The organism is Massilia sp. LXY-5 (assembly GCF_059801075.1).
In genome coordinates this window covers 113,237-135,374 of record NZ_JBNNEH010000003.1, presented here as the reverse complement: position 1 = coordinate 135,374, position 22,138 = coordinate 113,237, and the positions used below count along the sequence as shown (strand labels likewise).

General features: G+C 61.1%; 17 protein-coding genes and 1 pseudogene. 10 read left to right on the top strand and 8 right to left on the bottom strand.

Going from position 1 to position 22,138, the window contains the following annotated elements; all coding sequences use genetic code 11:
* Positions 1-10: 10 nt before the first annotated feature.
* From ACI48I_RS09605 to ACI48I_RS09595, 3 genes are all read right to left on the bottom strand, one after another.
* The gene (locus tag ACI48I_RS09605; RefSeq protein ID WP_498574033.1) at positions 11-202 is read right to left on the bottom strand and encodes a hypothetical protein; all 192 of its coding nucleotides are present in this window, start codon (positions 200-202) and stop codon (positions 11-13) included.
* A 188-nt stretch (positions 203-390) separates the two neighbouring features.
* A complete protein-coding gene (locus tag ACI48I_RS09600) occupies positions 391-576 on the bottom strand; it encodes a hypothetical protein (RefSeq protein ID WP_193687118.1) in 186 nt (61 codons plus the stop codon).
* Positions 554-1,189 carry a class I SAM-dependent DNA methyltransferase gene (locus ACI48I_RS09595; RefSeq protein ID WP_498574032.1) on the bottom strand — a complete coding sequence of 212 codons (636 nt, stop codon included), beginning with the start codon at positions 1,187-1,189 and terminating at the stop codon, positions 554-556. The genes ACI48I_RS09600 and ACI48I_RS09595 overlap by 23 nt, the downstream gene beginning before the upstream one ends.
* Positions 1,190-1,283: 94 nt before the next feature.
* Here ACI48I_RS09595 and ACI48I_RS09590 point away from each other — a divergent pair.
* A pseudogene (locus tag ACI48I_RS09590) lies at positions 1,284-1,520 on the top strand (gamma carbonic anhydrase family protein); the annotation flags it as partial.
* 8 nt (positions 1,521-1,528) lie between these two features.
* Here the strand turns inward: ACI48I_RS09590 and ACI48I_RS09585 are convergent.
* A complete protein-coding gene (locus ACI48I_RS09585; RefSeq protein WP_193687120.1) occupies positions 1,529-2,440 on the bottom strand; it encodes a LysR family transcriptional regulator in 912 nt (303 codons plus the stop codon).
* 146 nt (positions 2,441-2,586) lie between these two features.
* Here ACI48I_RS09585 and ACI48I_RS09580 point away from each other — a divergent pair, with 146 nt between their 5' ends.
* Both ACI48I_RS09580 and ACI48I_RS09575 read left to right on the top strand, forming a co-directional pair.
* A complete protein-coding gene (locus ACI48I_RS09580) occupies positions 2,587-3,354 on the top strand; it encodes a class II aldolase/adducin family protein (RefSeq protein WP_193687121.1) in 768 nt (255 codons plus the stop codon).
* Between the two features lie 111 nt (positions 3,355-3,465).
* Positions 3,466-4,794, top strand: a complete 1,329-nt coding sequence (locus tag ACI48I_RS09575) for an MFS transporter (RefSeq protein WP_498574031.1) — start codon at positions 3,466-3,468, stop codon at positions 4,792-4,794.
* 42 nt (positions 4,795-4,836) lie between these two features.
* On the opposite strand, the gene ACI48I_RS09570 is transcribed toward ACI48I_RS09575, so the two are convergent.
* Together ACI48I_RS09570 and polA are read right to left on the bottom strand one after the other, a co-directional pair.
* Positions 4,837-5,883, bottom strand: a complete 1,047-nt coding sequence (locus ACI48I_RS09570) for an SDR family oxidoreductase (protein WP_498574030.1) — start codon at positions 5,881-5,883, stop codon at positions 4,837-4,839.
* Positions 5,884-5,899: 16 nt separating this feature from the next.
* Positions 5,900-8,635, bottom strand: coding sequence for a DNA polymerase I (gene polA, locus ACI48I_RS09565; RefSeq protein ID WP_498574029.1), 2,736 nt, complete (start codon positions 8,633-8,635; stop codon positions 5,900-5,902).
* Between the two features lie 189 nt (positions 8,636-8,824).
* On the opposite strand from polA, the gene ACI48I_RS09560 reads away from it, so the two are divergent.
* The 3 genes from ACI48I_RS09560 (at position 8,825) to ACI48I_RS09550 (ending at position 11,217) form a co-directional block, all read left to right on the top strand.
* Positions 8,825-9,385, top strand: coding sequence for a hypothetical protein (locus ACI48I_RS09560; protein WP_498574028.1), 561 nt, complete (start codon positions 8,825-8,827; stop codon positions 9,383-9,385).
* Between the two features lie 75 nt (positions 9,386-9,460).
* Complete coding sequence (locus ACI48I_RS09555; protein ID WP_193687126.1) at positions 9,461-10,438, top strand: homoserine kinase; 978 nt, start codon at positions 9,461-9,463, stop codon at positions 10,436-10,438.
* A 5-nt stretch (positions 10,439-10,443) separates the two neighbouring features.
* Positions 10,444-11,217, top strand: a complete 774-nt coding sequence (locus ACI48I_RS09550; RefSeq protein WP_227496589.1) for a BPSS1780 family membrane protein — start codon at positions 10,444-10,446, stop codon at positions 11,215-11,217.
* A gap of 165 nt (positions 11,218-11,382) precedes the next feature.
* Here the strand turns inward: ACI48I_RS09550 and ACI48I_RS09545 are convergent, their stop codons facing one another.
* Positions 11,383-13,695 carry a UvrD-helicase domain-containing protein gene (locus tag ACI48I_RS09545; protein WP_193687128.1) on the bottom strand — a complete coding sequence of 771 codons (2,313 nt, stop codon included), beginning with the start codon at positions 13,693-13,695 and terminating at the stop codon, positions 11,383-11,385.
* A gap of 379 nt (positions 13,696-14,074) precedes the next feature.
* Here ACI48I_RS09545 and ACI48I_RS09540 point away from each other — a divergent pair, with 379 nt between their 5' ends.
* Complete coding sequence (locus tag ACI48I_RS09540) at positions 14,075-14,620, top strand: SRPBCC family protein (RefSeq protein ID WP_193687129.1); 546 nt, start codon at positions 14,075-14,077, stop codon at positions 14,618-14,620.
* Positions 14,621-14,717: 97 nt separating this feature from the next.
* Here ACI48I_RS09540 and ACI48I_RS09535 read toward each other — a convergent pair whose 3' ends face one another.
* The gene (locus ACI48I_RS09535) at positions 14,718-16,787 is read right to left on the bottom strand and encodes a M13 family metallopeptidase (RefSeq protein ID WP_498574027.1); all 2,070 of its coding nucleotides are present in this window, start codon (positions 16,785-16,787) and stop codon (positions 14,718-14,720) included.
* A gap of 784 nt (positions 16,788-17,571) precedes the next feature.
* Here ACI48I_RS09535 and ACI48I_RS09530 point away from each other — a divergent pair.
* The 3 genes from ACI48I_RS09530 (at position 17,572) to ACI48I_RS09520 (ending at position 22,134) form a co-directional block, all read left to right on the top strand.
* Positions 17,572-20,280 carry a DEAD/DEAH box helicase family protein gene (locus ACI48I_RS09530; RefSeq protein WP_498574026.1) on the top strand — a complete coding sequence of 903 codons (2,709 nt, stop codon included), beginning with the start codon at positions 17,572-17,574 and terminating at the stop codon, positions 20,278-20,280.
* Positions 20,281-20,782: 502 nt separating this feature from the next.
* Positions 20,783-21,514: a hypothetical protein gene (locus ACI48I_RS09525; RefSeq protein WP_498574025.1), complete on the top strand. Its 732-nt coding sequence runs from the start codon at positions 20,783-20,785 to the stop codon at positions 21,512-21,514.
* 278 nt (positions 21,515-21,792) lie between these two features.
* On the top strand, positions 21,793-22,134 hold the full coding sequence (locus ACI48I_RS09520; protein ID WP_498574024.1) for a YciI family protein: 342 nt from the start codon (positions 21,793-21,795) through the stop codon (positions 22,132-22,134).
* The last annotated feature ends 4 nt before the right edge of the window (positions 22,135-22,138 follow it).

Sequence of the window (22,138 nt, the reverse complement as noted above, 5' to 3'; positions counted from 1 at the left end):
TCCGGGCGGCTCAGGCGAACTTGGTAGCAGCCGGCAGGCGCTTGCCGACGACCTTCACGGTCGCCATTTTCTCGCTGCCGACCGAGACCATCGCATCGGCGCGCACCTGCGCTTTATAACTCTGCGCGCCGGCGTAGGTGGTGCCGACAACGGCGAGTGCGGCGACCAGGAACAGCGTTTCCATGTGCTTGAGGACGTTCATTTTCAGGCTCCCTTCGGTTGGTTGGCGGCCCGTTTGCGTGTGCGTCCGGGCTTTCGATGGGAGTAGATTAGCAAGCGGTCCTCCGCGCTTCCATCGGCGTGCGACGAAGTGCAAAAAACGCGTGATGAAGCGCGCAAAGCGGCGATATGGGCGATGTTGAGGCCGTGTGCAGGAATGTTCGCAGCTGATCAGTGCAGGACGGCGTCGCCGTAGGTGCGGCGCAGGCCCGGCTGGCGCAGCACGCGGTGCGCGGTGGCGAAGGGGACGCCCTGTTCGCTCAGCATGCGCGCCGCGGCGTACATGCCCTGCGCGCGCAGCGCTGCAATCGATGCGTCGATCAGTTTGGCGGTGTCATAGTCCCGGCGCGGTTTCATGATGTTCTCCTGGTCGATACTGCGCGATCCATACGGTGGCGCCACCGCAGGCCGCATCGTCCGCCGCATGCCGCAGCACGGCGAACCCATGCCGCTCCAGCAGGCTGCGGTATTCGTCCGCGTCGAGCGAGGCGTGATACAGCGCTTCTCCGCCGTTATCGCTCCAGGTCTCGCCATATGCGCTGCCCGACGTGAACACCAGTATGCCACCGGGATGCAGCCAATGCGAGAAGGCCGCGAACATCGCCCGCTGGTCGTCATGCGGCAAATGAAAAAAGCTGTGCCAGGCGATGAGGGCCTCGAATCTGCGGTCGAGCGCCAGCTTTCGCATGTCGCCGACCAGCAAGCGCGTGTCCGGAAAACGCGTGCGCGCGATGGCGATCATGGCGGCGCTGGCATCGACGCCGGTGAGCTCGAACTGCCGCTCGGCCAGGAAGCGCAGGATCGGTTCGCCGGTGCCGCAGCCGAGGTCGAGGATCGACGCACCCGGCTTCAGCGCCTGGACCAGGTAGTCGAGGTAGGGCTTTTCGATGAGTTCGCGGGTGCGGTGCTCGTCGAACCACGCCGCGATCTTGTCGTAAGCACGAGCAAGGTCCGTATCCCTGGCTTGCATGTCACTGGTGCGCGGGCGGACGTCGGATGGAGCGGGGGTGACCATGCCGAATGGTAGCACCTGGTCGCCGGGGCCAGCCGTACCGGTGCCCTCCCTGGTCGGCATGGGCAGCATCGTCATGGACGACGTCATCGTGCAGGACCAGGTCATGCTCGGCGCCGGCAGCCTGGTCGCGCCAGGCAAGACCCTGGAGAGCGGCTTCCTGTACATGGGACGGCCCGCCGGAAAAATCCGGCCTTTGAGCGCAGCGGAGATCGCGTACCTGCGCTATTCGGCGGAACATTACGTGCGGGTGAAGGACAACTACCTGGGTACGCCGGTTTCAGGCTGACCGGCTCGTCACCTTGAATCAGGCCGGAGCAAGGAAGGTCCGCCTCCCGTGCCGCATACCGTCATCGCATGCCGCAGCACCTCGTCGACCAGCCTGTCACGCGGCCCGCGTACGGTGCGCAGCAGGCCGATGCGCCGCAGCGGTGCGTCACCCGGCAGGGCGATGCGGGTGAGCGCCAGGTTCGAGGTCCACATCGGCGCCCAGTCCACGACCAGCGAGATCCCCAGGCCGCGGCTGACGAAGGTGGCAATCGTCATCAGGCCGTCGATCTCGAGCCGCACCCGCGGCTGGATGTTGCGCTCGCGCAGATAGCGGTCGGCCAGGCGGCCGCCCCAGATGCGGCGGTCGTAGCGGATGAAGGGCTCGGAGCGGAGCAAGGCGTGCGCATCCTGCTCGCCTGTGAAGCGGGCGGGCGCGATCACCACCAGCGGCTCTTCGGTCAGCGCATGCCACTCGCAGCTTTTCGGAATCGCGAACTGGTGCTCGACCACAATCGCGGCATCGAGCTCGCCAGCCATCACCTTGGCCGAGATGTCGACCGAATGGCCGACGTCGACGAACACCGACAGCTCGGGATGGTCGGCGTACAGCTTCTCCAGCACCGGCGAAACGATCGAGGTCGCGGCCGAGAAAAAGCTGCCGAGGCGCAGCTGCCCGAGCCCGTCGCGGTCGACGGCGGCGGCGCGCAGGTCGGTCACGCTCCTGACCACGCCGCGTGACTGGTCGAGGATCTGCAGGCCCGCTTCGGTCGGTTTCACAGCGCGGCCGGAACGGATGACCAGGGCCACGCCCAGCTCCTCCTCCAGGGTACGGATGCGAGCGGCGACGGCGGCCGGCGTCAGGTCCAGCCGGCGCGCCGCTTCGGCCATCGAGCCGCATTCGACGACGGCGACAAAGCTTTGCAAGAATCGGGTATCCATGGCCGGAGTCTAGCACCGGAAGTCCGGTCCCTGAAGCGGGAAGATAATTTTCCTATTGTTCAAAGCTAAGAATGTGGCCTGTATCCATTCAAAAATTTGTTTGACAATGCAGCCTCATTATCTTGTTGTCCCGTCAAGGAAGAGCCATGAACAACCCAGTACAGAACGTCCGCAGCCTGGTCTCGGAAGCCGAGTGGGAAGCGCGCGTCAACCTCGCCGCCTGTTACCGGCTGGTCGCCCATTTCGGCATGTCCGACCTGATCTACAACCACATCACCTGCCACGTCCCCGGCGCCGAAGGCGAATTCCTCATCAATCCGTACGGGATGCTGTACGAGGAAATCACCGCCTCCTGCCTCGTCAAGATCAACCTGGCGGGCGACATCCTGCTCAACCCGAACCCGACCTATGGCATCAACCAGGCCGGCTACGTGATCCATAGCGCGATCCACGGCGCGCGCGCCGACGTCGATTGCGTGATCCACACCCACACGCGGGCGGGCATGGCGGTATCGGCGCTGGAATGCGGCCTGTTGCCGATCGCGCAGACGAACATGCGCTTCGGGAAGGTGGCGTACCACGACTACGAAGGCGTCGCGGTCGACGTGGACGAGCGCGAGCGCCTGGTGGCCGACCTCGGAAGCTCGGACGTGATGATCCTGCGGAACCACGGCCTGCTGACCTGCGGCCCGAGCGTCGCCGAGGCCTTCAACACGATGTACTGGCTGGAGAACGCCTGCAAGGTGCAGCTCGACGCGCTGGCATGCAATGCGGCCCTGATCGTGCCGCCCCAGAAGGTCATCGAGAAGACGGCCAACCAGTTCGAGCCGCATGTGCGCAGGCCGTATGGCATCATGGAGTGGCCAGCCATGCTGCGTTTGCTCGACCGCCGCGACACGTCCTACCGCGACTGATTCAACCCTCCCCCGATCCACCAACCAACGCCAGCGCAGCTCCCGCAAGAGGAGCGAGGCGGCTGCGTGCGTCCCCTCGAAACGGACGCGCGCAACAATCAGGAGACAACGATGGAAACCGCAATCGAAAAGAAAGTGATGGGCAAGATTTTCTGGCGCCTCGTGCCCTTGCTCATGGGTTTGTATGTGCTGTCGTATATCGACCGCATCAACGTCGGCTTCGCCGCGCTGACGATGAACAAGGACCTGGGCCTCTCCGCCTATATCTATGGCTGGGGCGCCGGCATTTTCTTCCTCGGCTACTGCCTGTGCGAGGTGCCCAGCAACCTGATGCTGGCAAAAGTCGGCGCCCGGCGCTGGATCGCGCGCATCCTGTTCACCTGGGGCCTGCTCTCGACCGGCATGGCTTTTGTGCGGGGACCGGACAGCTTCCTCATCATGCGCTTCCTGCTCGGCGCGGCCGAAGCGGGCTTCTTCCCGGGCGTGGTGCTGTATTTGACCTACTGGTTCCCGGCGCGCTATCGGGCCCGCATCATCGCCGCCTTCATGCTCTCGATCCCGCTGTCGATCGCGGTCGGCGCGCCGCTCTCGACCTGGATCCTCGGACTGGATGGATACCAGGGCCTCAAGGGCTGGCAGTGGCTGTTCATCATCGAAGGCATACCCGCCGTGCTGGCCACCTGGGCCGTGCTGCGCTATCTCACCGACCGCCCGGAAGCCGCCAGGTGGCTCACGCCTGCCGAAAAGACCTGGCTCGAGGGCCAGCTTGCGGCCGACCGCGAGATGGCCGGCACCGTGCAACAGACCTCCTCGCTGCGCGCCGTGTTCACGAATCCGGCCATCCTGGCGCTGAGCTTCGTCTACTTCTGCGCCACCGGCGCCAACGTCGGCCTGTCGTCCTTCCTGCCGCAGATGATCAAGGGGCAAGGCTTCAGCAACCTGGCCGTCGGCTTCCTGACTTCGCTGCCCTATATCGTCGGCTGCGCGGGCATGCTGATCATCGGCTACTGGTCGGACCGCACCAAGGAACGCCGCTGGTTCCTGGTGCTGACCATGGTGATGGCCGCGCTCGGCCTGTACATGGCGGCGGCCTTCGGCGGCGGGATCTGGGCTATCCTGTCGCTCGCGCTGGCCGCGGTCGGCATCCTCGGCTGCAAGGGACCGTTCTGGCCCCTGCCCTCGGCTTACCTGAGCGGCACCGCGGTGGCGGGCGGGATCGCCTTCATCAACTCGGTGGGCAACCTGGGCGGCTTCGTCGGACCGTATGCGGTGGGCTGGATCAAGGATGCGACCGGCAGTTTCGAAGGCGGGCTGTATGCGCTCGCCGGCCTCGCGGCGCTGGCGGCGCTGACGACCCTCGTGTTCGTGCGCGGGCGTGGGCCTGCGCAGGTGACGGACGGGGTCGGGCCGCAGGACAAGCCGAAGGCGGTGGCCGGCTGATCCGGCCTGGTCCACTCGCCGTCGCGGCGAGTGGACTTCGGATCAGGGCAACTGGCCCTTCGCACGCAAGCGCTCGATGGCGTGGACGATCGTCGCTTCGGTCTCCACCGCTTCGGTGAAGCCGGCGCGGCGGATCTTGCCCATGTCCGACACCATGTCGAATTCGGTGTTGAACACGAAGTCGCCGAACCACCAGCCGACCAGTTTCTCGAAGGGTGGCGTGCGCAGGCCGTGCTGCCGCACCAGCCGCTCCCAGGCGTCGGCCTTGAGCGGCATCTGCTGCGCCAGCGACAAGGGTTGCGGCGGCCCGACTTCCATGTCGAAGGCTGCAGCCACGTGGCGCCAGACGCGCTCCCAGCGAAACGGCTCGTTCACCAGGTTGAAAGCCTCGCCGCGCGCCGCCGGGTCGAGCGCGGCCCAGACGCTGGCGCGCGCCATCCAGTCGGCATCCGTGGTCTGGGCCAGCACGCCGGAATACACTTTCTGGGTGCCCGGAAAGCGCAGCGGTACGCCGGCTTGCCGGCTCAGCGCGGCGAACACGCCCATCACCATCACGATGTTCATCGGGTTGCCGGCGATGTCGCCGACCACGACGTCCGGGCGCAGGATCGACCACTCGAACTCGCCGGCGGCACTGCGCTCGCGCAGCAGGTCTTCCTGGGCATAATAAAAATTCGGGGTCAGGTGGCGCGGATCGTCCTCATAGAACGGGGCCTGGGTTGCACCCAGGTGCACGCCGTAGACCTTTGCGCCCTGGTAGTGGACGACGCGCTGTAACGGCGCCCCCACGCTTTTCAGGCCGTCGAGCAGGTTGCGCAGCATGCCGCCGTTGATCCGCTCTTCGTCCAGCAGGTCGGTCCCGCTCTTGAGCGCGGCGTAGAACACGTGGGTGGTGTCGCGCGCGCCTTCCAGGGCCCGCGCGGTAGCCTGCGCGTCGAGCAGGTCGGCCTTGATGGTTTCGACGCCGTCGACAAGGGTGCGCGGCAAGGCACGGACCTGCCAGTCGGGACGTCCCTGCAGTTCGCGCACGACCGCGTTGCCGATGATGCCGCTGGCGCCGACGACCAGCGCACTGTATTTGGTATTCATCCGTTCCTCCGTTGGCTTAGTGCGCCGCTTCCCAGTTCGGCCCCACGCCGGTCTCGGCCACCAGCGGCACCTTCAGTTCGGCGACACCCGCCATCAGCTCCGGCAGCTTCGCCTTCACCAGTTCCAGCTCGGCTTCCGGCACTTCCAGCACCAGTTCGTCGTGCACCTGCATGACCATGCGCGTGGCGAGTTTTTCGGACTCCAGCCAACCCTGCACCGCGATCATCGCCAGCTTGATCAGGTCGGCGGCCGTGCCCTGCATCGGCGCGTTGATCGCGGCACGTTCGGCGCCGGCGCGGCGCGGGCCGTTCGGGGAGTTGATCTCGGGGAGCCACAGGCGGCGGCCGAACACGGTCTCGACATAGCCCTTCGCCTTGGCCGCCAGGCGCGTCTCGTCCATGTACTGCTTCACGCCGGCGAAGCGGGCAAAGTAGCGGTCGATGTAGTTGGCGGCGGCGCCGCGCTCGATCTGCAGGTTCTGGGCCAGGCCGAAGGCGCTCATGCCGTAGATCAGGCCGAAGTTGATGACCTTGGCGTAGCGGCGCTGCTCGGAATCGACTTCGTCCGGGGCGACGCCGAAGATTTCGGCGGCGGTCGCGCGGTGGATGTCGACGCCTTCGGCAAACGCCTTCAGCATCGCTTCGTCGCCCGAGATGTGGGCCATGATGCGCAGCTCGATCTGCGAGTAGTCGGCCGAGACGATCACGCTGCCCGGCGGCGCAACAAAAGCTTCGCGGATGCGGCGGCCTTCGCCGGTGCGCACCGGGATGTTCTGCAGGTTCGGATCGTTCGAGGCCAGGCGGCCCGTGATGGCAACTGCCTGCGCGTAGTTGGTGTGCACGCGGCCGGTGCTCTGATTGACCATCTTCGGCAGCTTGTCGGTATAGGTCGATTTCAGCTTCGACAGGCTGCGGTGCTCGAGCAGGACCTTCGGCAATGGAAAATCCTCGGCCAGCTTTTGCAGCACCTCTTCGTCGGTCGAGGGCGCGCCGGTGGCGGTCTTCTTGATGACCGGCAGGCCGAGCTTCACGAAGAAGATCTCGCCGATCTGTTTCGGCGAGCCGAGGTTGAACGGGCCGCCGGCCATCTCGTAGGCCTTGGCTTCGAGTTCAACCAGGCGCGCGCCCAGTTCGCGCGATTGCGCTTCCAGTTTCGCGGCGTCGATCAGCACGCCGTTACGCTCGATCTTCTGCAGCACGATCTGGGTCGGCAGCTCGATGTTCCTGTAGATGAAGCTCAGGCCCGCATCCTTTTCCACGTGCGGCAGCATGGTCTGGTGCAGGCGCAGCGTGATGTCGGAATCCTCGGCCGCGTACTCGGTCGCGCGATTCAGTTCGACCTGGTCGAAACAGATCATGTTGGCGCCCTTGCCGCAGACGTCGACGAAAGGAATCGTCGTGTAGCCGAGGTGGCGCATCGCCATCGTGTCCATGTCGTGCGGCTTGTGCGACTCGAACACGTAGGACTGCAGCAGCGTATCGTGGACGATGCCCTTTAAGGTCACCCCATGGTTGTTAAAAATGTGCATGTCGTACTTCAGGTTCTGGCCCAGCTTCGGCTTGTCCGGGTTTTCCAGCCAGCCGCGCATGCGTTCCAGCACCTCTTCGCGCGGCAGCTGTTCCGGCACGCCGGCATAGCGGTGCGCCACCGGGATATAGGCGCCCTTGCCCGCTTCGACGGACAAGGAGATGCCGACCATCTGCGCCGTCATCGGGTCGAGCGAAGTCGTTTCGGTATCGACCGAAGTCAGCTCGGCCGCATCGGCCAGCGCCAGCCATTTATCGAGCTGCTCCCAGGTCGTCACCAGTTCGTATTCGCCCTTGATGATCGGCATGCCGGGCAGCGTGTCCTGTGCGCCTTCCGGCGAATTGAGGACAGGGCCGCCGGCCGGCGTTTGCGACAGTTCGCGCAGCATGGTTTTAAAGCCGTAGCGATTGAAAAAGTCGCGCAGCGCATCCGTGTCTTCCGGACGCGCCACTAAACTTTCCTCGATCGAGATCACGTGGCCCATCAGGTCGCAGTCGGTTTTTACCGTGATCAGCTGGCGTCCCTGCGGCAGCCATTCCAATGCCGAGCGCAGGTTTTCGCCGACGGCGCCGGTAATCGTGTGCGCGTTTTCGATCACGCCGTCGAGCGAGCCGTGCAAGGCCAGCCATTTCAGGGCCGTCTTCGGGCCGCACTTGTTCACGCCCGGCACGTTGTCGACGGTGTCGCCGATCAGGGTCAGGTAGTCGATGATGCGGTTCGGCGGCACGCCGAATTTCGTCAACACGCCGGCTTCGTCGAGCTTTTCGTTGCTCATCGTATTGATGAGCGTGACCTTGTCGTTGACCAGCTGTGCCAGGTCCTTGTCGCCGGTCGAGACGATGGTGTGCATGCCCTTCGCGGCGGCCTGCACGGCCAGGGTGCCTATCACGTCGTCGGCCTCCACTCCTTCTACCATCAGGATCGGCCAGCCCATGTGGCGCACTACTTCGTGGATCGGCTCGATCTGCTTGGAGAGGTCGGGCGGCATCGAGGCGCGGGTCGCCTTGTACTCGGGGTACATATCGTCGCGGAAGGTTTTACCTTTCGCGTCGAAGACGCAGGCAATGTAGGCGGCCGGATAGTCGGCGCGCAGGCGGCGCAGCATGTTGACCATGCCGTGCATGGCGCCGGTCGGGTGGCCGTCCGGGCCGCGCAGGTCGGGCAAGGCGTGGAAGGCGCGGTACAAATAGCTGGAACCGTCGACGAGCAGCAGGGTATTTTGCATAGGTGTAGGGTGAAGCGGCGAAGAGCCAAAAGTGGGTCCGCAAGCGGGTGGTACATTATCGCAGAATCGGCATGAAGAAAGCACAACAGGAAGGCTGCGGCTGAGCTCTTATATGGGGTCGCCGGCACACATTTCACAGGGAAGGCACTGTGTTTGTTACAATGGTTCAAACGATATTAGGTGACCATCATGCCGCGCACACTTCCCCGCCTGACCCTGTCGATCGCCCTGCTGGCCTGCGCCGGCGCAGTGTACGCACAAACGGCCCAGACCGGACAAACCTCGCCGGCCGCACCTGCTGCGACCAGCGGGCAGCCGCAGACCGAACGCATCGAACCGGGCAGCGACGAGCCGGCCACGAAGATCGAACCGCGCCGCGGCACCCGGATCAAGGAAAAGCGCAACAATGGCCAGGTGACCGAAGTCGAAGTCCAGGCGGGCAAAAGCCACTATACGCTGAAGCCGAACCAGCCCGCCGGCAACGCGGTGCCGGGCGATGCACAGAGCAGCGCCTTCCGCGCACCGCAATGGCAGGTGATGGAATTCGACCTGAACGGGAAGAAAAAGGCGGCCGATGCCGAGGCTGCTGCTGCCGCTGCGGGAACCACGGCGCCGGCGCCGCCAGGCAGCGTGACCGCCAGCTCGATCGGCGCTGCAGGCGCACCGAAGGTCAAGGTGCCGCCGGCAACTGTCCAGATGACGAAGCCGGCGGACATTCCGCCGCCACCGCCGCTGCCCGCTACCCGCTGATCCAGCTGCCAGGCAGGCGCTTGCGCCCGCGCGCCCAGATTCTTTCCACCTCAGACTTTCAAGCCCTCTCGCACCATGGCAGTTTTCACGGCGGTAACACTGGATGACCTCACCCAGTGGATGAAACAGTTTCCTCTCGGCCAGGCAGTGGCGCTCAAGGGCATTGCCTCCGGCATCGAAAACAGTAATTTCTTCCTGACGACCCAGCGCGGCGCCGAGCGTGCCGAGTATGTGCTGACGGTCTTCGAGAACCTCGACTTCGACCAGTTGCCCTTCTACCTGCAACTGATGCGCCACCTGGCCGAGCGCGGCATCCCGGTGCCGGCGCCGGTGCCGAATGCCGTCGGCGACCTCGTGGTGCCGCTGCACGGCAAGCCGGCCGCCATCGTCAGTAAACTCGAGGGCAGCTCGCAGATGGACCCGCAACCGGTGCACTGCGCGGAGGTCGGTACGATGCTGGCGCGCATGCACCTGGCAGCAAGCGACTTCCCGATGCAGCAGCCGAACCTGCGCGGCCTGGCGTGGTGGCAGGCCACCACGCCGCTCGTGCTGCCCTATCTGACGCCCGCGAACGCCTGCTTCCTGCACGATGAAGTCACGTTCCAGACAGAGTTCGCAGCCAGCCCCGTCTACGCGCAATTGCCGCGCGGCCCGGTCCACGCCGACCTGTTCCGTAATAACGTGATGTTCGTCGGCGAAAAGCTGACCGGCTGCTTCGACTTTTATTTTGCCGGCGTCGACACCTGGCTGTTCGACCTGGCCGTGACCGTCAACGACTGGTGCATCGACCTGGACAGCGGCGAGCTCGACGAGGCGCGCGTGAATGCGCTGCTGGCCAGCTACCGCGCCGTGCGCCCGTTCACCGATGCGGAAGACATTGCCTGGCAACCGATGCTGCGCGCCGCGGCGCTGCGCTTCTGGCTGTCGCGCCTGTACGACTTTTACGTGCCGCGCGAGGCCGAGATGCTGACGCCCCACGACCCCACCCATTTCGAGCGCATCCTGCGCGAGCGCATTGCGACGCCCGCACCGCGCCTGGCTAATTTCGAATGAACAACATGCCCGCAATTACCGGCTGGAACTGGCTGAAGCAAGGCACCGGCCTGTTCCGCAAACAACCCGCCGCGCTGACGACCCTGCTGTTCGCCAACATCCTGTTCAGCCTGCTGATCAGCGCCGTGCCGCTGCTGGGCAAGATGGTGGCCGTGGTCCTGATTCCCTCGTTCTCGATGGCTTTCATGAAGGCCTGCCTGATGATCGAGAACGGCGAGCGCGTCACGCCCCCGGTACTGCTGACCGGCTTCAGGAAGCCGGTCATCGGTCCGCTGTGCAAGATCGGCCTGATCTACCTCGGCGCCTCGCTGCTGCTGACCTTGCTCACCAAGGTCGCGATCGACCCGAGCTTCTGGCAGCAGGTGTCGCAGCCGGTGGACCCGGCCGCGCCGCCGCAGGTGCAAGCTTCGGACCTGCTGGCCATGTTCGGCATTTTCCTGCTGGACGTGGCGGTGCTGATCGCACTGGCCTTTGCCGCGCCGCTCACCTACTGGCAGCAAATGGGGCCGGGCAAGGCCACCTTTTACAGTTTCTTCGCCGTCCTGAAAAGCGCGCGCGTGTTCATCGTGCTGCTGATGGCCTGGTTCGCGATCTTCTTCGGCATCTGCTTCATCGTCGCGCTGGTGCTGGGCGGCACGAGCCTGGCGCGCGTGGCGATCATGTGGCTGATCTTCCTGTTCGTGCTGCTGCTGCAGTGCGCGATGTATGCGGGGTATCGGCAGATTTTCGGGAAGCCGGTGGAGATGCCGGCGACAGGGCGCGTCAACCTCGACAAGTGAAGCTGTTGTAGGGTGGGCGGATCTCCGCCCACGCGGTGATACGCGACGGCACGATAATCGAGCATGCAATCGGAGCAGTACGCGGGGGCGCGGTCATCAGGTACGAAGTCGGAGCCGTTGCGTATCACCGCGTGGGCATGAATGCCCACCCTACGCAAGGCCCCCTTAGCGGGCGATCCGCTCCAGTTTCGCCACCGACAGATCGAGCACTTTCATCCCGGCCGCGCCGAAGTTGATCTGCGCGCGCGCCGCACCGGCGCCACCCTCGATATTCACGATCACGCCTTCGCCGAACTTGGCATGCGCCACCGCTTCGCCGATGCGCCAGCCGGAGCCCCCGCCCGATTTCTGGGTGATCTGGGCGGCGATCTTGTTGTCGCTACCGGCGTTGCGGAAGGCGGCGTCGTCCCAGGCGGTCGCCGCCTTCTTGTTGGCGAACCAGTGGCTCTGCACGCGCGGCGAGAGCCATTTCAGGGCTTCTTCGGGCAGCTCGTCGAAGAAGCGCGATTTCATATTGAAACGGGTCTGGCCGTGCAGCATGCGCTGCTGGGTGAAGCTCATATATAAACGCTTGCGTGCGCGCGTGATCGCCACATACATCAGGCGCCGCTCTTCGTCCACGCCGTCCGCCTCGCGGGCGCTGGTTTCATGCGGGAACAGGCCCTCTTCCAGACCCGTGATGAACACGGCATCGAATTCCAGGCCCTTGGCCGAGTGCACCGTCATCAGCTGCATCGCGTCCTGCCCCGCCTGGGCCTGGGCATCCCCCGCTTCAAGGGAGGCGTGGGCGAGGAAGGCGGACAGCGGCGACATGACCTGCGGCAGCGGCGTGTCGGCATCCATGATCTCGATGCCGTCCTGGTACACGACCGCGTCGCCGGCCTGCGCCTGCGAGGGCGGACCCAGGTGGGCCGGCGCGAACTGGCCGAAGCCTTCTTCCTGCACGAACTGGGTCGCCGCGTTGACCATCTGCTCCAGGTTTTCGATACGGTCGGCGCCTTCTTTTTCGTTGGCGTAGTGGGTGAGCAGGTTGCTGCGCTCGAGCACGACACGCACCATTTCCGGCAGCGCCAGCTGCTGGGTCTCGAAGCGCGCGCCCTCGATCAGTTTCACGAAGCCGCCGAGCGAGGTGCCGGCCTTGCCCGTCATGTAGGGCACGGCCGCGTACAGCGAGATGCCATAGGTATCGGCCGCCATCTGCAGCTGCTCGATCGAGCGCACGCCGATGCCGCGGGTCGGGAAATTCACGACGCGCAGGAAAGCGGAATCGTTGTGCGGATTGTCCATCAGCTGCAGATAGGCGATCGCATGCTTGACCTCGGCGCGCTGGAAGTAGCGCAGGCCGCCGTAGACGGTATAGGGAATGCCGGCCGCAAACAGCGCGTGCTCGATGACCCGGCTTTGCGCGTTCGAGCGATACAGGATCGCGATTTCCTTGCGCTCCAGGCCTTCGCCCATCAGGCTTTTGGCTTCTTCGATGATCCACTGCGCTTCTTCGAGATCCGACGATGCTTCATAGATGCGCACCGGCTCGCCCTGCCCCGCATCGGTACGCAGGTTTTTCCCCAAACGCTTCGTGTTGTTGGCGATCAGGTAGTTGGCGCTGTCGAGGATGTGGCCATGCGAGCGGTAGTTCTGCTCCAGCTTGATCAGGTTCTTGACATGGAAATCGCGCTCGAAGGCCGACATGTTGCCGACGTTGGCGCCACGGAAGGCGTAGATGCTCTGGTCGTCGTCGCCGACGGCGAAGATGGCGCCGCCGACCTGCTCGCCATGCCCGGCCAGCAGTTTGAGCAGGTTGTACTGCAGGTCATTGGTATCCTGGAACTCGTCGACCAGCACGTGCTTGAAACGCATCTGGTAGTGCTGGCGCAGCGGCGCGTTGCGCGACAGCAGCTCGTAGGAGCGCAGCAGCAGCTCGGCGAAATCGACCACGCCTTCTTTCTGGCATTGCTGGTCGTAGAGTTCGTAGAGCTCGACCATCTTGCGTTCGATCGGATCGTAGGCCTCGACCTGGCCCGCGCGCAGTCCCTGGTCCTTCGCGTTGTTGATGAAGTACATCAGGTTTTTGGCCGGATATTTTTCATCGTCGACGTTTGCCGCTTTGAGTAACCGCTTGATCATCGACAGCTGGTCCTGCGAGTCGAGGATCTGGAACGATTGCGGCAGCGCGGCGTCGCGGTAGTGGGTGCGCAGCAGGCGGTTGCACAGGCCGTGGAAGGTGCCGATCCACATGCCGCGCGTGTTCACCGGCAGCATGGTCGACAGGCGGGTCAGCATCTCCTTCGCCGCCTTGTTGGTAAACGTTACCGCCATGATGCCGGCCGGGCTCACCTGTCCGGTCTGGAGCAGCCAGGCAATACGGGTCGTCAGGACGCGGGTCTTGCCCGAACCGGCGCCGGCAAGGATCAGCGCACTTTGCGAGGGCAGCGTAACGGCTGCCAATTGTTCGGGATTGAGGTTGTGAAGGAGATTCATGCGGCCATTATAGCGCCGGGATCTACTGTATGCCCATCCAGTCACGCGTAGAAACTGTTCAGTGTTGACAGAAAATTTCGACCGAGCTCGTATTCTGAAAGAATATTTCGCATTGAGCGCAGCGGGCTGGCCGCCGATGTCCCACCGCTCGTGCTGCATCTCATGCATGGATTCGTCAATTTCCCACGCACCATGCATGAGCAATTTCCAAGCGAAAATCGAAAAAGCCGCTCTATCTTTCGATATCTTCATTTAACTCAGCAGTAACGGCACGCATCCCTCCCGCGCGCCACCTGTTCAGAAATTCGCTTAACTTAACGACAAATACGCGATGCATCGCGTGGTCCAATATCCATTGTTGTCACCAAAGGAGAAACCTATGTTGAATCGAGTCGTGACGGTCGCCGCACTTGCAGTCGGCGGAATGATGTTGTCGAAACAAATGAAGAAGGGCCGCACCCAGAACGGCGATTCGTCGATCATCGAGGCGATCGAAGTGAACGTCCCGCTGCGCACGGCCTACAACCAGTTCACCCAGTTCGAGGACTTCCCGCAGTTCATGAAGAGCGTCAAGGAGATCCGCCAGCTCGACGACAAGCGCCTGCACTGGAAAGCGAATATTGCCGGCGAAGACAAGGAATGGGATGCGGAAATCACCGAGCAGATTCCCGACAAGCGCATCGCCTGGCGCAGCATCGGCGGCGTGCACAATGCCGGCGTAGTAACCTTCCATAAAATCTCGGACAACGTCACCCGCGTGACGCTGCAGATGGATTACCAGCCGGACGGTGCGCTGGAAGCCATCGGCGACGCCCTTGGGGCGGTGCGCATGGAAACGCGCTCGAACCTGCAAAACTACAAGGAAATGCTGGAGAAGCGCGGCTCCGAAACGGGCGCATGGCGCGGCAAGATCGACCAGCACTGATCAGTGCAGCGTTGAATAAAAACAGCCCGGAGGCCAGCGATGGCCTCCGGGCTGTCTTCGTTCGCAGGACGTCCCGACCGCGGCCGGGATGCAGCTTTTACCAGACCCGGCAACGCTTCAGCGCCGCCATCGGCTGCCCCGGCTTGCAGGCGAAGGCCTTCTCGAACTCCGGCATGTTGATCACGACACCGTTCACCCGGTACTTGCCCGGCGAATGGGGATCGGTCATGGCGGTGACGCGCAGGTTTTCAGGACGGTCGTTTTCGCAGGCCCATTGCGCATAGCCGACGAAGAAACGCTGCTCCGGCGTGAGGCCATCACGCGCAGGCTGCGCCTGCTGAGGCATGCTCGCCATCTGCGTCTTCCAGGCCATCCAGCCGAGGATCACACCGCCCAGATCGGCCACATCCTCGCCCAGGGTCAGCTTGCTGTTGATCTTGATGTCGTCCACCACCGTGTAGCCCGCGTACTGGTCGACGATGCACTGGGCGCGGTCGGTGAATTCCTTCGCGTCCTTTTTGGTCCACCAATCTTTCAGGTTGCCCCTGGCATCGAACTGGCGACCCTCGTCGTCGAACGCATGAGTCAGTTCGTGGCCGATGGTGCCGCCCGTGTTGCCGTAGCCGGGCGCGTCGTCCATCTTCGGATCGAACAGCGGCGGCTGCAGCACGCCGGCCGGGAAGTTGATGTCGTTCATCTGCGGATTGAAATAGGCGTTCACCGTCGGCGGTGTCATCAGCCACTCGCTGCGGTCGAGCGGCTTGCCGATCTTGGCCAGCTGGCGCCGGTTCTCGAACTGCGTGCCGCGGATCGCGTTGCCGGTGAAATCGTCGGGCCGGACCTCGAAGGCCGAATAATCGCGCCAGGTGTCCGGGTAGCCGATCTTGTTGACGATGGCGTCCAGCTTTTCGCGGGCGCGCTTCTTCGTGTCCGGGCTCATCCAGTCGAGCGACTCGATGTCCTTGGCCATGGCCTCTTCCACCTGGCGCGTCATGTGCAGCGATTTCGCCTTCAGTTCCGGCGAGAATGCGCGGCTGACGAATTCCTGGCCCAGCGCTTCGCCCAGCTGGGCGTCGACCAGCTGCACGCAACGCTTCCAGCGCGGCGGCTGTTTCTCGACACCGCGCAGGGTCTGGCTGAAGAAGGCGAAATGCGGCTGGTCGAACTGCGGCGCCAGCGCCGGAGAGAGGCTTTTCAGCACATGCCAGCGCAGATAGGTCTTGACCGCCACCAGGTCGTTCGCGCGCAGCTGTTTACTGAACGCCTTCATGAACTTCGGTTCGGTCACGTTGAAGGTCTTGATGCCCGGCTGGCCGGCGGCTGCCAGATAGCTTTTCCAATCAAAACCCGGCGTCATCGCCTGCAGGCCTTTCAGGTCGGTCTTGTGGAACAGTTTATAGGGGTCGCGCTTGTCGACCCGGGTCAGCGAGGCCTGGGCCAGCGCGGTTTCGAGGCGCATCACGGTCGCGGCCGAACGTTTGGCGCTCGCTTCCGATTCGCCGATCAGGCCGAACATCGTGCGCACGTGGGCTTCGTACTTGGCGCGGATTTCCTTGGAGCGCGCGTCGGTTTTCAGGTAATAGTCGCGGTCCGGCAAACCCAGGCCGCCGCCGCTGGCAAAGGCGATCACGCGGGTCGAGTCGCCGAAGTCCTGGTTCGAGCTGAACCCGAAGAAGAAATCCTCGCTCGACAAGGCCAGTTGCAGCCCGGCCAGTACGCGCGGCAGTTCGCGGATCGAGGCCATGCTGTCGATCTGGGTGAGGAAAGGCGCAAGCGGCTCGGCGCCGCGTTTGGCGATCGCGCCCTCGTCCATGCAGGCGCCGAAATAATCGCCGATTTTTTGCTGGGTCGCGTTGCGGCCCTCTTTCTGTTTCGCCAGGCCGTCGAGGATGCCCCACAGGTAGCGCTGGTTATCCTGCGCCAGCTTGCTGTAGACCGACCAGCGCGCCTGGTCGCTTGGGACCGGGTTGTTCTTCATCCAGCCGCCGCAGGCGTACTGGTAAAAATCGACACAGGGATCGGCGCTCTTGTCCATCGCGCTGACGTCCAGGCCCGGCGTGTAGGGGAAGGTCGTGGCCGGACGATCCAGTTCGGTGGTCTGGGCAGAGGCGAAGGCGGCGCTGGAGGCAAGCGCGCCGGCGAGGGCAAGACGGGTCAGTTGGTGCATGGGTGGATGTCCGCGAAAGTGATCCTCCATGCTGACATATAAATATTGCTGAAGCAATAATGATCAGCTGCTGATAGGGAATGCAGAACGCGTATTAAACCGGCCGATAAAGCGTCATACTTGCTTTGATAGCAACAACTTCGTACACTTGGCCGCTCGGGCTGCCTGCAATCGGCCAGAAGGAGACCTTCGCATATCGATCGACTTCCTTCCTGGGAATGTGGCTCCGCGCTGGCCTTCAAGGAATCAGAGCAGTGCGGCATTGAGGTTCTGCGCCTTCAATGCGAGTGCCGCCAGCATAGCCCTCATCTGATGTACAGTGATCCCGAGGTGAAGGCCAGGATGCACCAGGCGGCAATCGGCGACTGGAAGCTGCAACTGGAACCTAAGTTAGTCATTTGTACTAGAGCGAAAAGGACGTTTGTCACTACTCCAACTCACCGGCAAAGAGTATTGTCGAGGTTTCAATTAGCCGGTGCGAAGAGCATGAAACTTCCAGGGTTCTCAAGCATTGTGACGTCACGCATAACGAACCTAAGCCCGTCCTTACTTCTTGGATCGGCTAAACATTGTTATGCCTGCTTACTTTAGTAAAACCTCTACCATGTCGTCAGTTAACATCAATTTTCGCCTGTTGCTTCAATGGTTGGTGACCGCCAAGGGTGAAAAATTGGGTTTTACCGAGCAGGCCAGACTAATCTTAAACTAGCGCGATCTGACCTTGCTTACCGGTCAGCGCCTTATCCTGTTCTGTATTTTTTAGAAATGCTTTAAGAGGATCTCGATGAGAAGCCACGTTACCTCTGCAAACCCACAGCCGGAACCATCCAGCAAAATTGAGGTAATGGAGAGGGGCGGGCCAGCCTCTCGTCCGGAATTTGGAAGTGATTATTGTCGGACGTTTGATCTCGAAAGCGCACGGTTGCACCCGTCAAACAAGAAGGCGGCGGTCCACCAGCAGGACGCGTTAGGGAAGCTTCATACCTGGTTTCGGTCCGCCTCTCGCATGCCGGAGGCAGGGGGTATTGTTGTGCTTCCGACTGGCGGGGGGAAGACTTTCACCGCGGTCCGTTTCCTTTGCAATGGCCCCTTATCGCGGGGCTATAAAGTATTGTGGCTCGCTCACACGCATCATTTGCTCGACCAGGCCTACCAAAGTTTCGCTCCCTTGGACGAAGATGAGGCGAACAGGAAAGGCGTTGAGGTTGGCCTGATAGCCGAACCCAAAAGCACGCTTACGATTCGCGTTGTCTCAGGTACGCCTGAACATTGTCCAGTTAGCACAGTCAAGCGATCGGATGATGTTCTCATCATTACACTCCAAACCTTGCGGCTCGCGTGGGAAAATCGCGGCCACTTGGCTGGGCTAAGCGATTTTCTCGCGTCGGCAGGGGAAAAGTTGTTCGTCGTCTTTGACGAGGCGCATCATGCTCCAGCGCCAGGCTATCGATCACTCATCAATGATTTGCGAAAGCACCACCAGAAGATGTATCTTCTAGGGCTTACCGCAACACCGACCTATACAGACGAGCGGAAAAAGGGTTGGCTAAAGGACCTTTTCCCGCAGGAGATCATCTATCAGGTGAGTGCCAGCAAGCTTATCGCTTCCGGCGTTCTGGCCAAGCCCATCTTCGAACGAACCCATACCGACTTCACTCCAAGTTTCAATGAGCGCGAATTCGAGAGATGGGTCGGTACGTATCGCGACCTGCCTGAAAGCGTTATCGACAACCTCGCCCGAAATCAGAAACGAAACACTCTGATTGCGGAAGCATATGTAAAGAACCGAAAGAAATATGGCCAGACGATCATTTTTGCCGAGCGCTGGCATCAATGCGAATTCTTGTGTGAAGTATTACGCAGGCGAGGCGTACGCGCCGGCGCGGTTTACTCCCATGTCGATGCATCGAAAGCGACCGCCGCTGGCAGGAACATGCGTGAAAAGGGGCACAATGGGAAGGTCTTGGAATCCTTTAAAAAGGGAGAGCTAGACGTCATCATCAACATTAAGATGCTAACCGAAGGGACCGACGTTCCATCGGTGAATACCGTCTTTCTCACACGTGAGACCACCAGTCGCATATTGGCGACACAAATGGTGGGCCGAGCGTTACGTGGACCAAAATTCGGGGGTACAGAGATTGCTTATATTGTATCTTTTACCGACAACTGGCAGCACCGCATCAATTTTGCGGACTACAGTCAACTCGAGTCAGGGGATACAATCGACGACGTAGATGAATATGCAAAGCGCCCCCCACTAAGCTTAATTTCCGTTAGCCTTATCCACAGTCTCGCGCAAACGATGGACTCCGGTATTACCGTTACGCCGGGTCCGTTCTTGTCCTTAATGCCGGTGGGCTGGTACCGGACTCAATACGACTCATTGGTCGATGGCACTGACGACACGGAGACGGTCCGCGACCTCGTGATGGTGTTTGACGACTGTAAGCTGGGCTTCGAGTCTCTCGTTAACCACTTGAAAAAACTCAATCTTACTGGGTTCGCGAGCGAAAGCCTTACGCTGACAGACGTGAAGGAAAGTCTGGAAACGTGGTCATCTAGATTTTTTGCGCAGACTGAATCGCGTCATCAGGAGGAACTGCTTAAGTCTCTGTTGGACATCGCTCGCCACATGGCACAGAATGATGGCGCCGCGCCCGAGTTCATCCTCTTTGAAGAACGAACTGGGCACGATCTGGATGTCGTTGCCGAAACGTTCATCAACCGGGGGCTAACGCTTCGCGAAGTTCAAGAAGCACTGTACACCGAGTATCTCCGCTCGGACCGTTACTGGCCAACACTTTATTCCAACTTCGATCGTTTCAAGTCGCACTTTGACGGGTGCGTAAATCGCATCCAGTTGCCACGATCTACAGCACCGCGTTTGACCTCGCCGGTTCGAGAAGTGATTCCAGCCCGGGAACCAACGGAAGATGTCAAATTGCAGGTTAAGCGCCGCGACGGATTTGCGTGTCTCTGCTGCGGAGAAGACAACCGGCGCTTGCTGCAGATTGATCATGTCGCGCCAAGCTACGTAGGCGGTGACAATACGCTTGCCAATCTACAAACTCTATGTAGGACATGCAATCATACCAAGAGCATCAAGACGGTCAACTTTCGGGTTCAGCATAACCAGTGTTTAACCAGTGCACCCTCATGCTTCCCGGAGTTTGATATGCCTTCTGGTCCCGGGGCGAAGGAAGCTCTGCAGTGGAAGCGGTATCTTCGACGCGCAATCAATTTTTATTTTCAAGGCGCCGCGGTCAGTGATATTCATATCGGTGCGCGAGGCAGGGATTTCTACGAATGGGAGATCGAGCTTTGCGATGGAAACGATCCCACTTGGTTGAAGTCCCACCTTAAGCAGCTTGTGACGCGCATTCGTGCACAGATAAACATGGCCCGAAGCGACGGTTTTGTTATGCAAAGACTGATCGTGAGAGCACCAAATGGGAAAGTCGTCACTTGGCCACTACGTAGCCAATTATAGATTGGGCCGCCGCTATTGCTCATAGCGCCCGAGGCGTGCAGCCAGCAATGTCAGCGCGTTGGGGAAGCAGCCCACGCGCTGATCGCGTCGCGATATCACCAGAATCAACGTACCACGCGGCAAGGCAGCATAGTGTCCAATGGAAACGAATGTTAAAACACAAAGCGCACCCAAAAAATCAAACAAAAATTTCCTTAACGCAGCGGCTATGGCCGCATAGCTCTACGTGGGATTTCAGCCTGCTATAGCCCATGCTAGTCTCCTCTCTAAAGATTACCGCCCAGTTCGCGCGACTTGAAATGTTACCGCTGCTTCGCAGTTAGCAGCATTTGGTTATCGCAAGCGTCGACGATCGCATTGTGTAGTCGAGTACGCGAACTTGAAGCAAAGTTGAGCGGCAACTCATCTGTTGGTCGCTCTTGGCCGTCCACAATGGGTGGGAAGCGGACGTTACAATAGGTCCGCAATCGGCCAGGACCACACACTAACTGAAGAGGGCATCATGCGTGTAGACGTAAGTAGCGAATTGGCACTCTGCGTTAAACGCCTTAATGGAATGGTGCTGGACGAGGTTTTGCCGCAGCCTCGATTTCCTAACAATGCCGACTATTGGTTCCCTGAGCAAAATATAGTGGCGGAACTAAAGTGCCTTACTGAAGACCTCGCAACAGATTTCGTTTTCAAGAACGTTTTGAACGCGCTGCACGCCTCATGGGTTCAACGAGGTCTATTGCCCCCGGCGAAAGGAAAAATCAAGTTAAATCTCCAAGATCTTCCACTCACATGTGCGCGAGAGTTTGTCTCTAAACTTAAACGAAAACTCGAAACAAGTACGCTTAGAAAAGCAAACCGACAACTTCGGGACACGAAAAGATACTTTTCCGCGCCAAACGCGAAAGGACTTCTTTTGTTGGTGAACGACGGCAACTCCCTTTTCACACCTTTAATGATGAGTTACATACTCGCCAATACGTTAGCGGGACAATACTCGAGCATAGACTCAATTATTTACTTTTCCGTCAACGAATTTTGTACTACACCTGGAGTCGCCTCAGGCCCTTTCTGGATGGATCTCAGGCTTCCTTCCCGAGATCCCGTTCCATTAGCCTTCCGCAGCCAGTTTCGTAATATGTGGTTTACCCACCTGAGTGATATAACTTCCGAGCCTATAAGCGCAGTGTTGATGCCCAACGAGCCGGACATCATCGCCAATATGCAGTTCGCCTCCCGCTAAGAATTCGCTTTACAAGAGGGCATTGCCACGATCTTTGTTTGGCGTCTCAGTTTCCGCTTGAGCGATGCAGTACGCGTTGGTTTAGAAAATGGGAGGTTTCGTAGGCACACTTTAGCCGGCTAGTAGTACGTCGCTAAAACGCCCTGCTATGTCCGCTTCGGGTCGCAAGCAGACGCTACCAAACCAGAAATCGGACGCGCACAGTTCACCAAGTCCACCCGCCAGACCAGCCTCCTGTCACTTTTTGTACGTAAAACGTCATCACCGAGGAGCGGCCCATGACAAAGTTTCTTGTTTCCTTCCCCGCGAGCGCGATGGACGTTCCCGCCGAGGACATGCCTGCTGTCGCTGAAGCGTCACACGCGGTTATCCGCGAGGCAAAGGCCGCCGGGGTCTACGTGTTTGGCGGCGGAATCAACAGTGAGGTCGCCCCAGTCATGATTGCAGCGGACGCGAGCTACACAACCGGGACATACCCCCAGACCCGAGAGTTCGATGGGGGCTTTTGCGTACTCGAACTGCCGTCCAGACCGGATGCTGTTCGGTGGGCGGCCAGGCTCGCTGCGGCCTGCCGCTGTGCACAGGAGCTGCGCGAGTTCTACTACGATCCTGAAAGCTGATGTA

Excerpts from the sequence above, each read along its gene's own strand:
- ACI48I_RS09575 (WP_498574031.1), top strand. The coding sequence starts at position 3,466 with ATGGAAACCGCAATCGAAAAGAAAGTGATGGGCAAGATTTTCTGGCGC.
- ACI48I_RS09535 (WP_498574027.1), bottom strand. The coding sequence starts at position 16,787 with ATGCACCAACTGACCCGTCTTGCCCTCGCCGGCGCGCTTGCCTCCAGC.
- ACI48I_RS09520 (WP_498574024.1), top strand. The coding sequence starts at position 21,793 with ATGACAAAGTTTCTTGTTTCCTTCCCCGCGAGCGCGATGGACGTTCCC.
- polA (WP_498574029.1), bottom strand. The coding sequence starts at position 8,635 with ATGCAAAATACCCTGCTGCTCGTCGACGGTTCCAGCTATTTGTACCGC.
- ACI48I_RS09555 (WP_193687126.1), top strand. The coding sequence starts at position 9,461 with ATGGCAGTTTTCACGGCGGTAACACTGGATGACCTCACCCAGTGGATG.
- ACI48I_RS09585 (WP_193687120.1), bottom strand. The coding sequence starts at position 2,440 with ATGGATACCCGATTCTTGCAAAGCTTTGTCGCCGTCGTCGAATGCGGC.
- ACI48I_RS09605 (WP_498574033.1), bottom strand. The coding sequence starts at position 202 with ATGAACGTCCTCAAGCACATGGAAACGCTGTTCCTGGTCGCCGCACTC.
- ACI48I_RS09600 (WP_193687118.1), bottom strand. The coding sequence starts at position 576 with ATGAAACCGCGCCGGGACTATGACACCGCCAAACTGATCGACGCATCG.
- ACI48I_RS09525 (WP_498574025.1), top strand. The coding sequence starts at position 20,783 with ATGCGTGTAGACGTAAGTAGCGAATTGGCACTCTGCGTTAAACGCCTT.
- ACI48I_RS09560 (WP_498574028.1), top strand. The coding sequence starts at position 8,825 with ATGCCGCGCACACTTCCCCGCCTGACCCTGTCGATCGCCCTGCTGGCC.
- ACI48I_RS09540 (WP_193687129.1), top strand. The coding sequence starts at position 14,075 with ATGTTGAATCGAGTCGTGACGGTCGCCGCACTTGCAGTCGGCGGAATG.
- ACI48I_RS09550 (WP_227496589.1), top strand. The coding sequence starts at position 10,444 with ATGCCCGCAATTACCGGCTGGAACTGGCTGAAGCAAGGCACCGGCCTG.
- ACI48I_RS09580 (WP_193687121.1), top strand. The coding sequence starts at position 2,587 with ATGAACAACCCAGTACAGAACGTCCGCAGCCTGGTCTCGGAAGCCGAG.
- ACI48I_RS09595 (WP_498574032.1), bottom strand. The coding sequence starts at position 1,189 with ATGCAAGCCAGGGATACGGACCTTGCTCGTGCTTACGACAAGATCGCG.
- ACI48I_RS09545 (WP_193687128.1), bottom strand. The coding sequence starts at position 13,695 with ATGAATCTCCTTCACAACCTCAATCCCGAACAATTGGCAGCCGTTACG.
- ACI48I_RS09570 (WP_498574030.1), bottom strand. The coding sequence starts at position 5,883 with ATGAATACCAAATACAGTGCGCTGGTCGTCGGCGCCAGCGGCATCATC.
- ACI48I_RS09530 (WP_498574026.1), top strand. The coding sequence starts at position 17,572 with ATGAGAAGCCACGTTACCTCTGCAAACCCACAGCCGGAACCATCCAGC.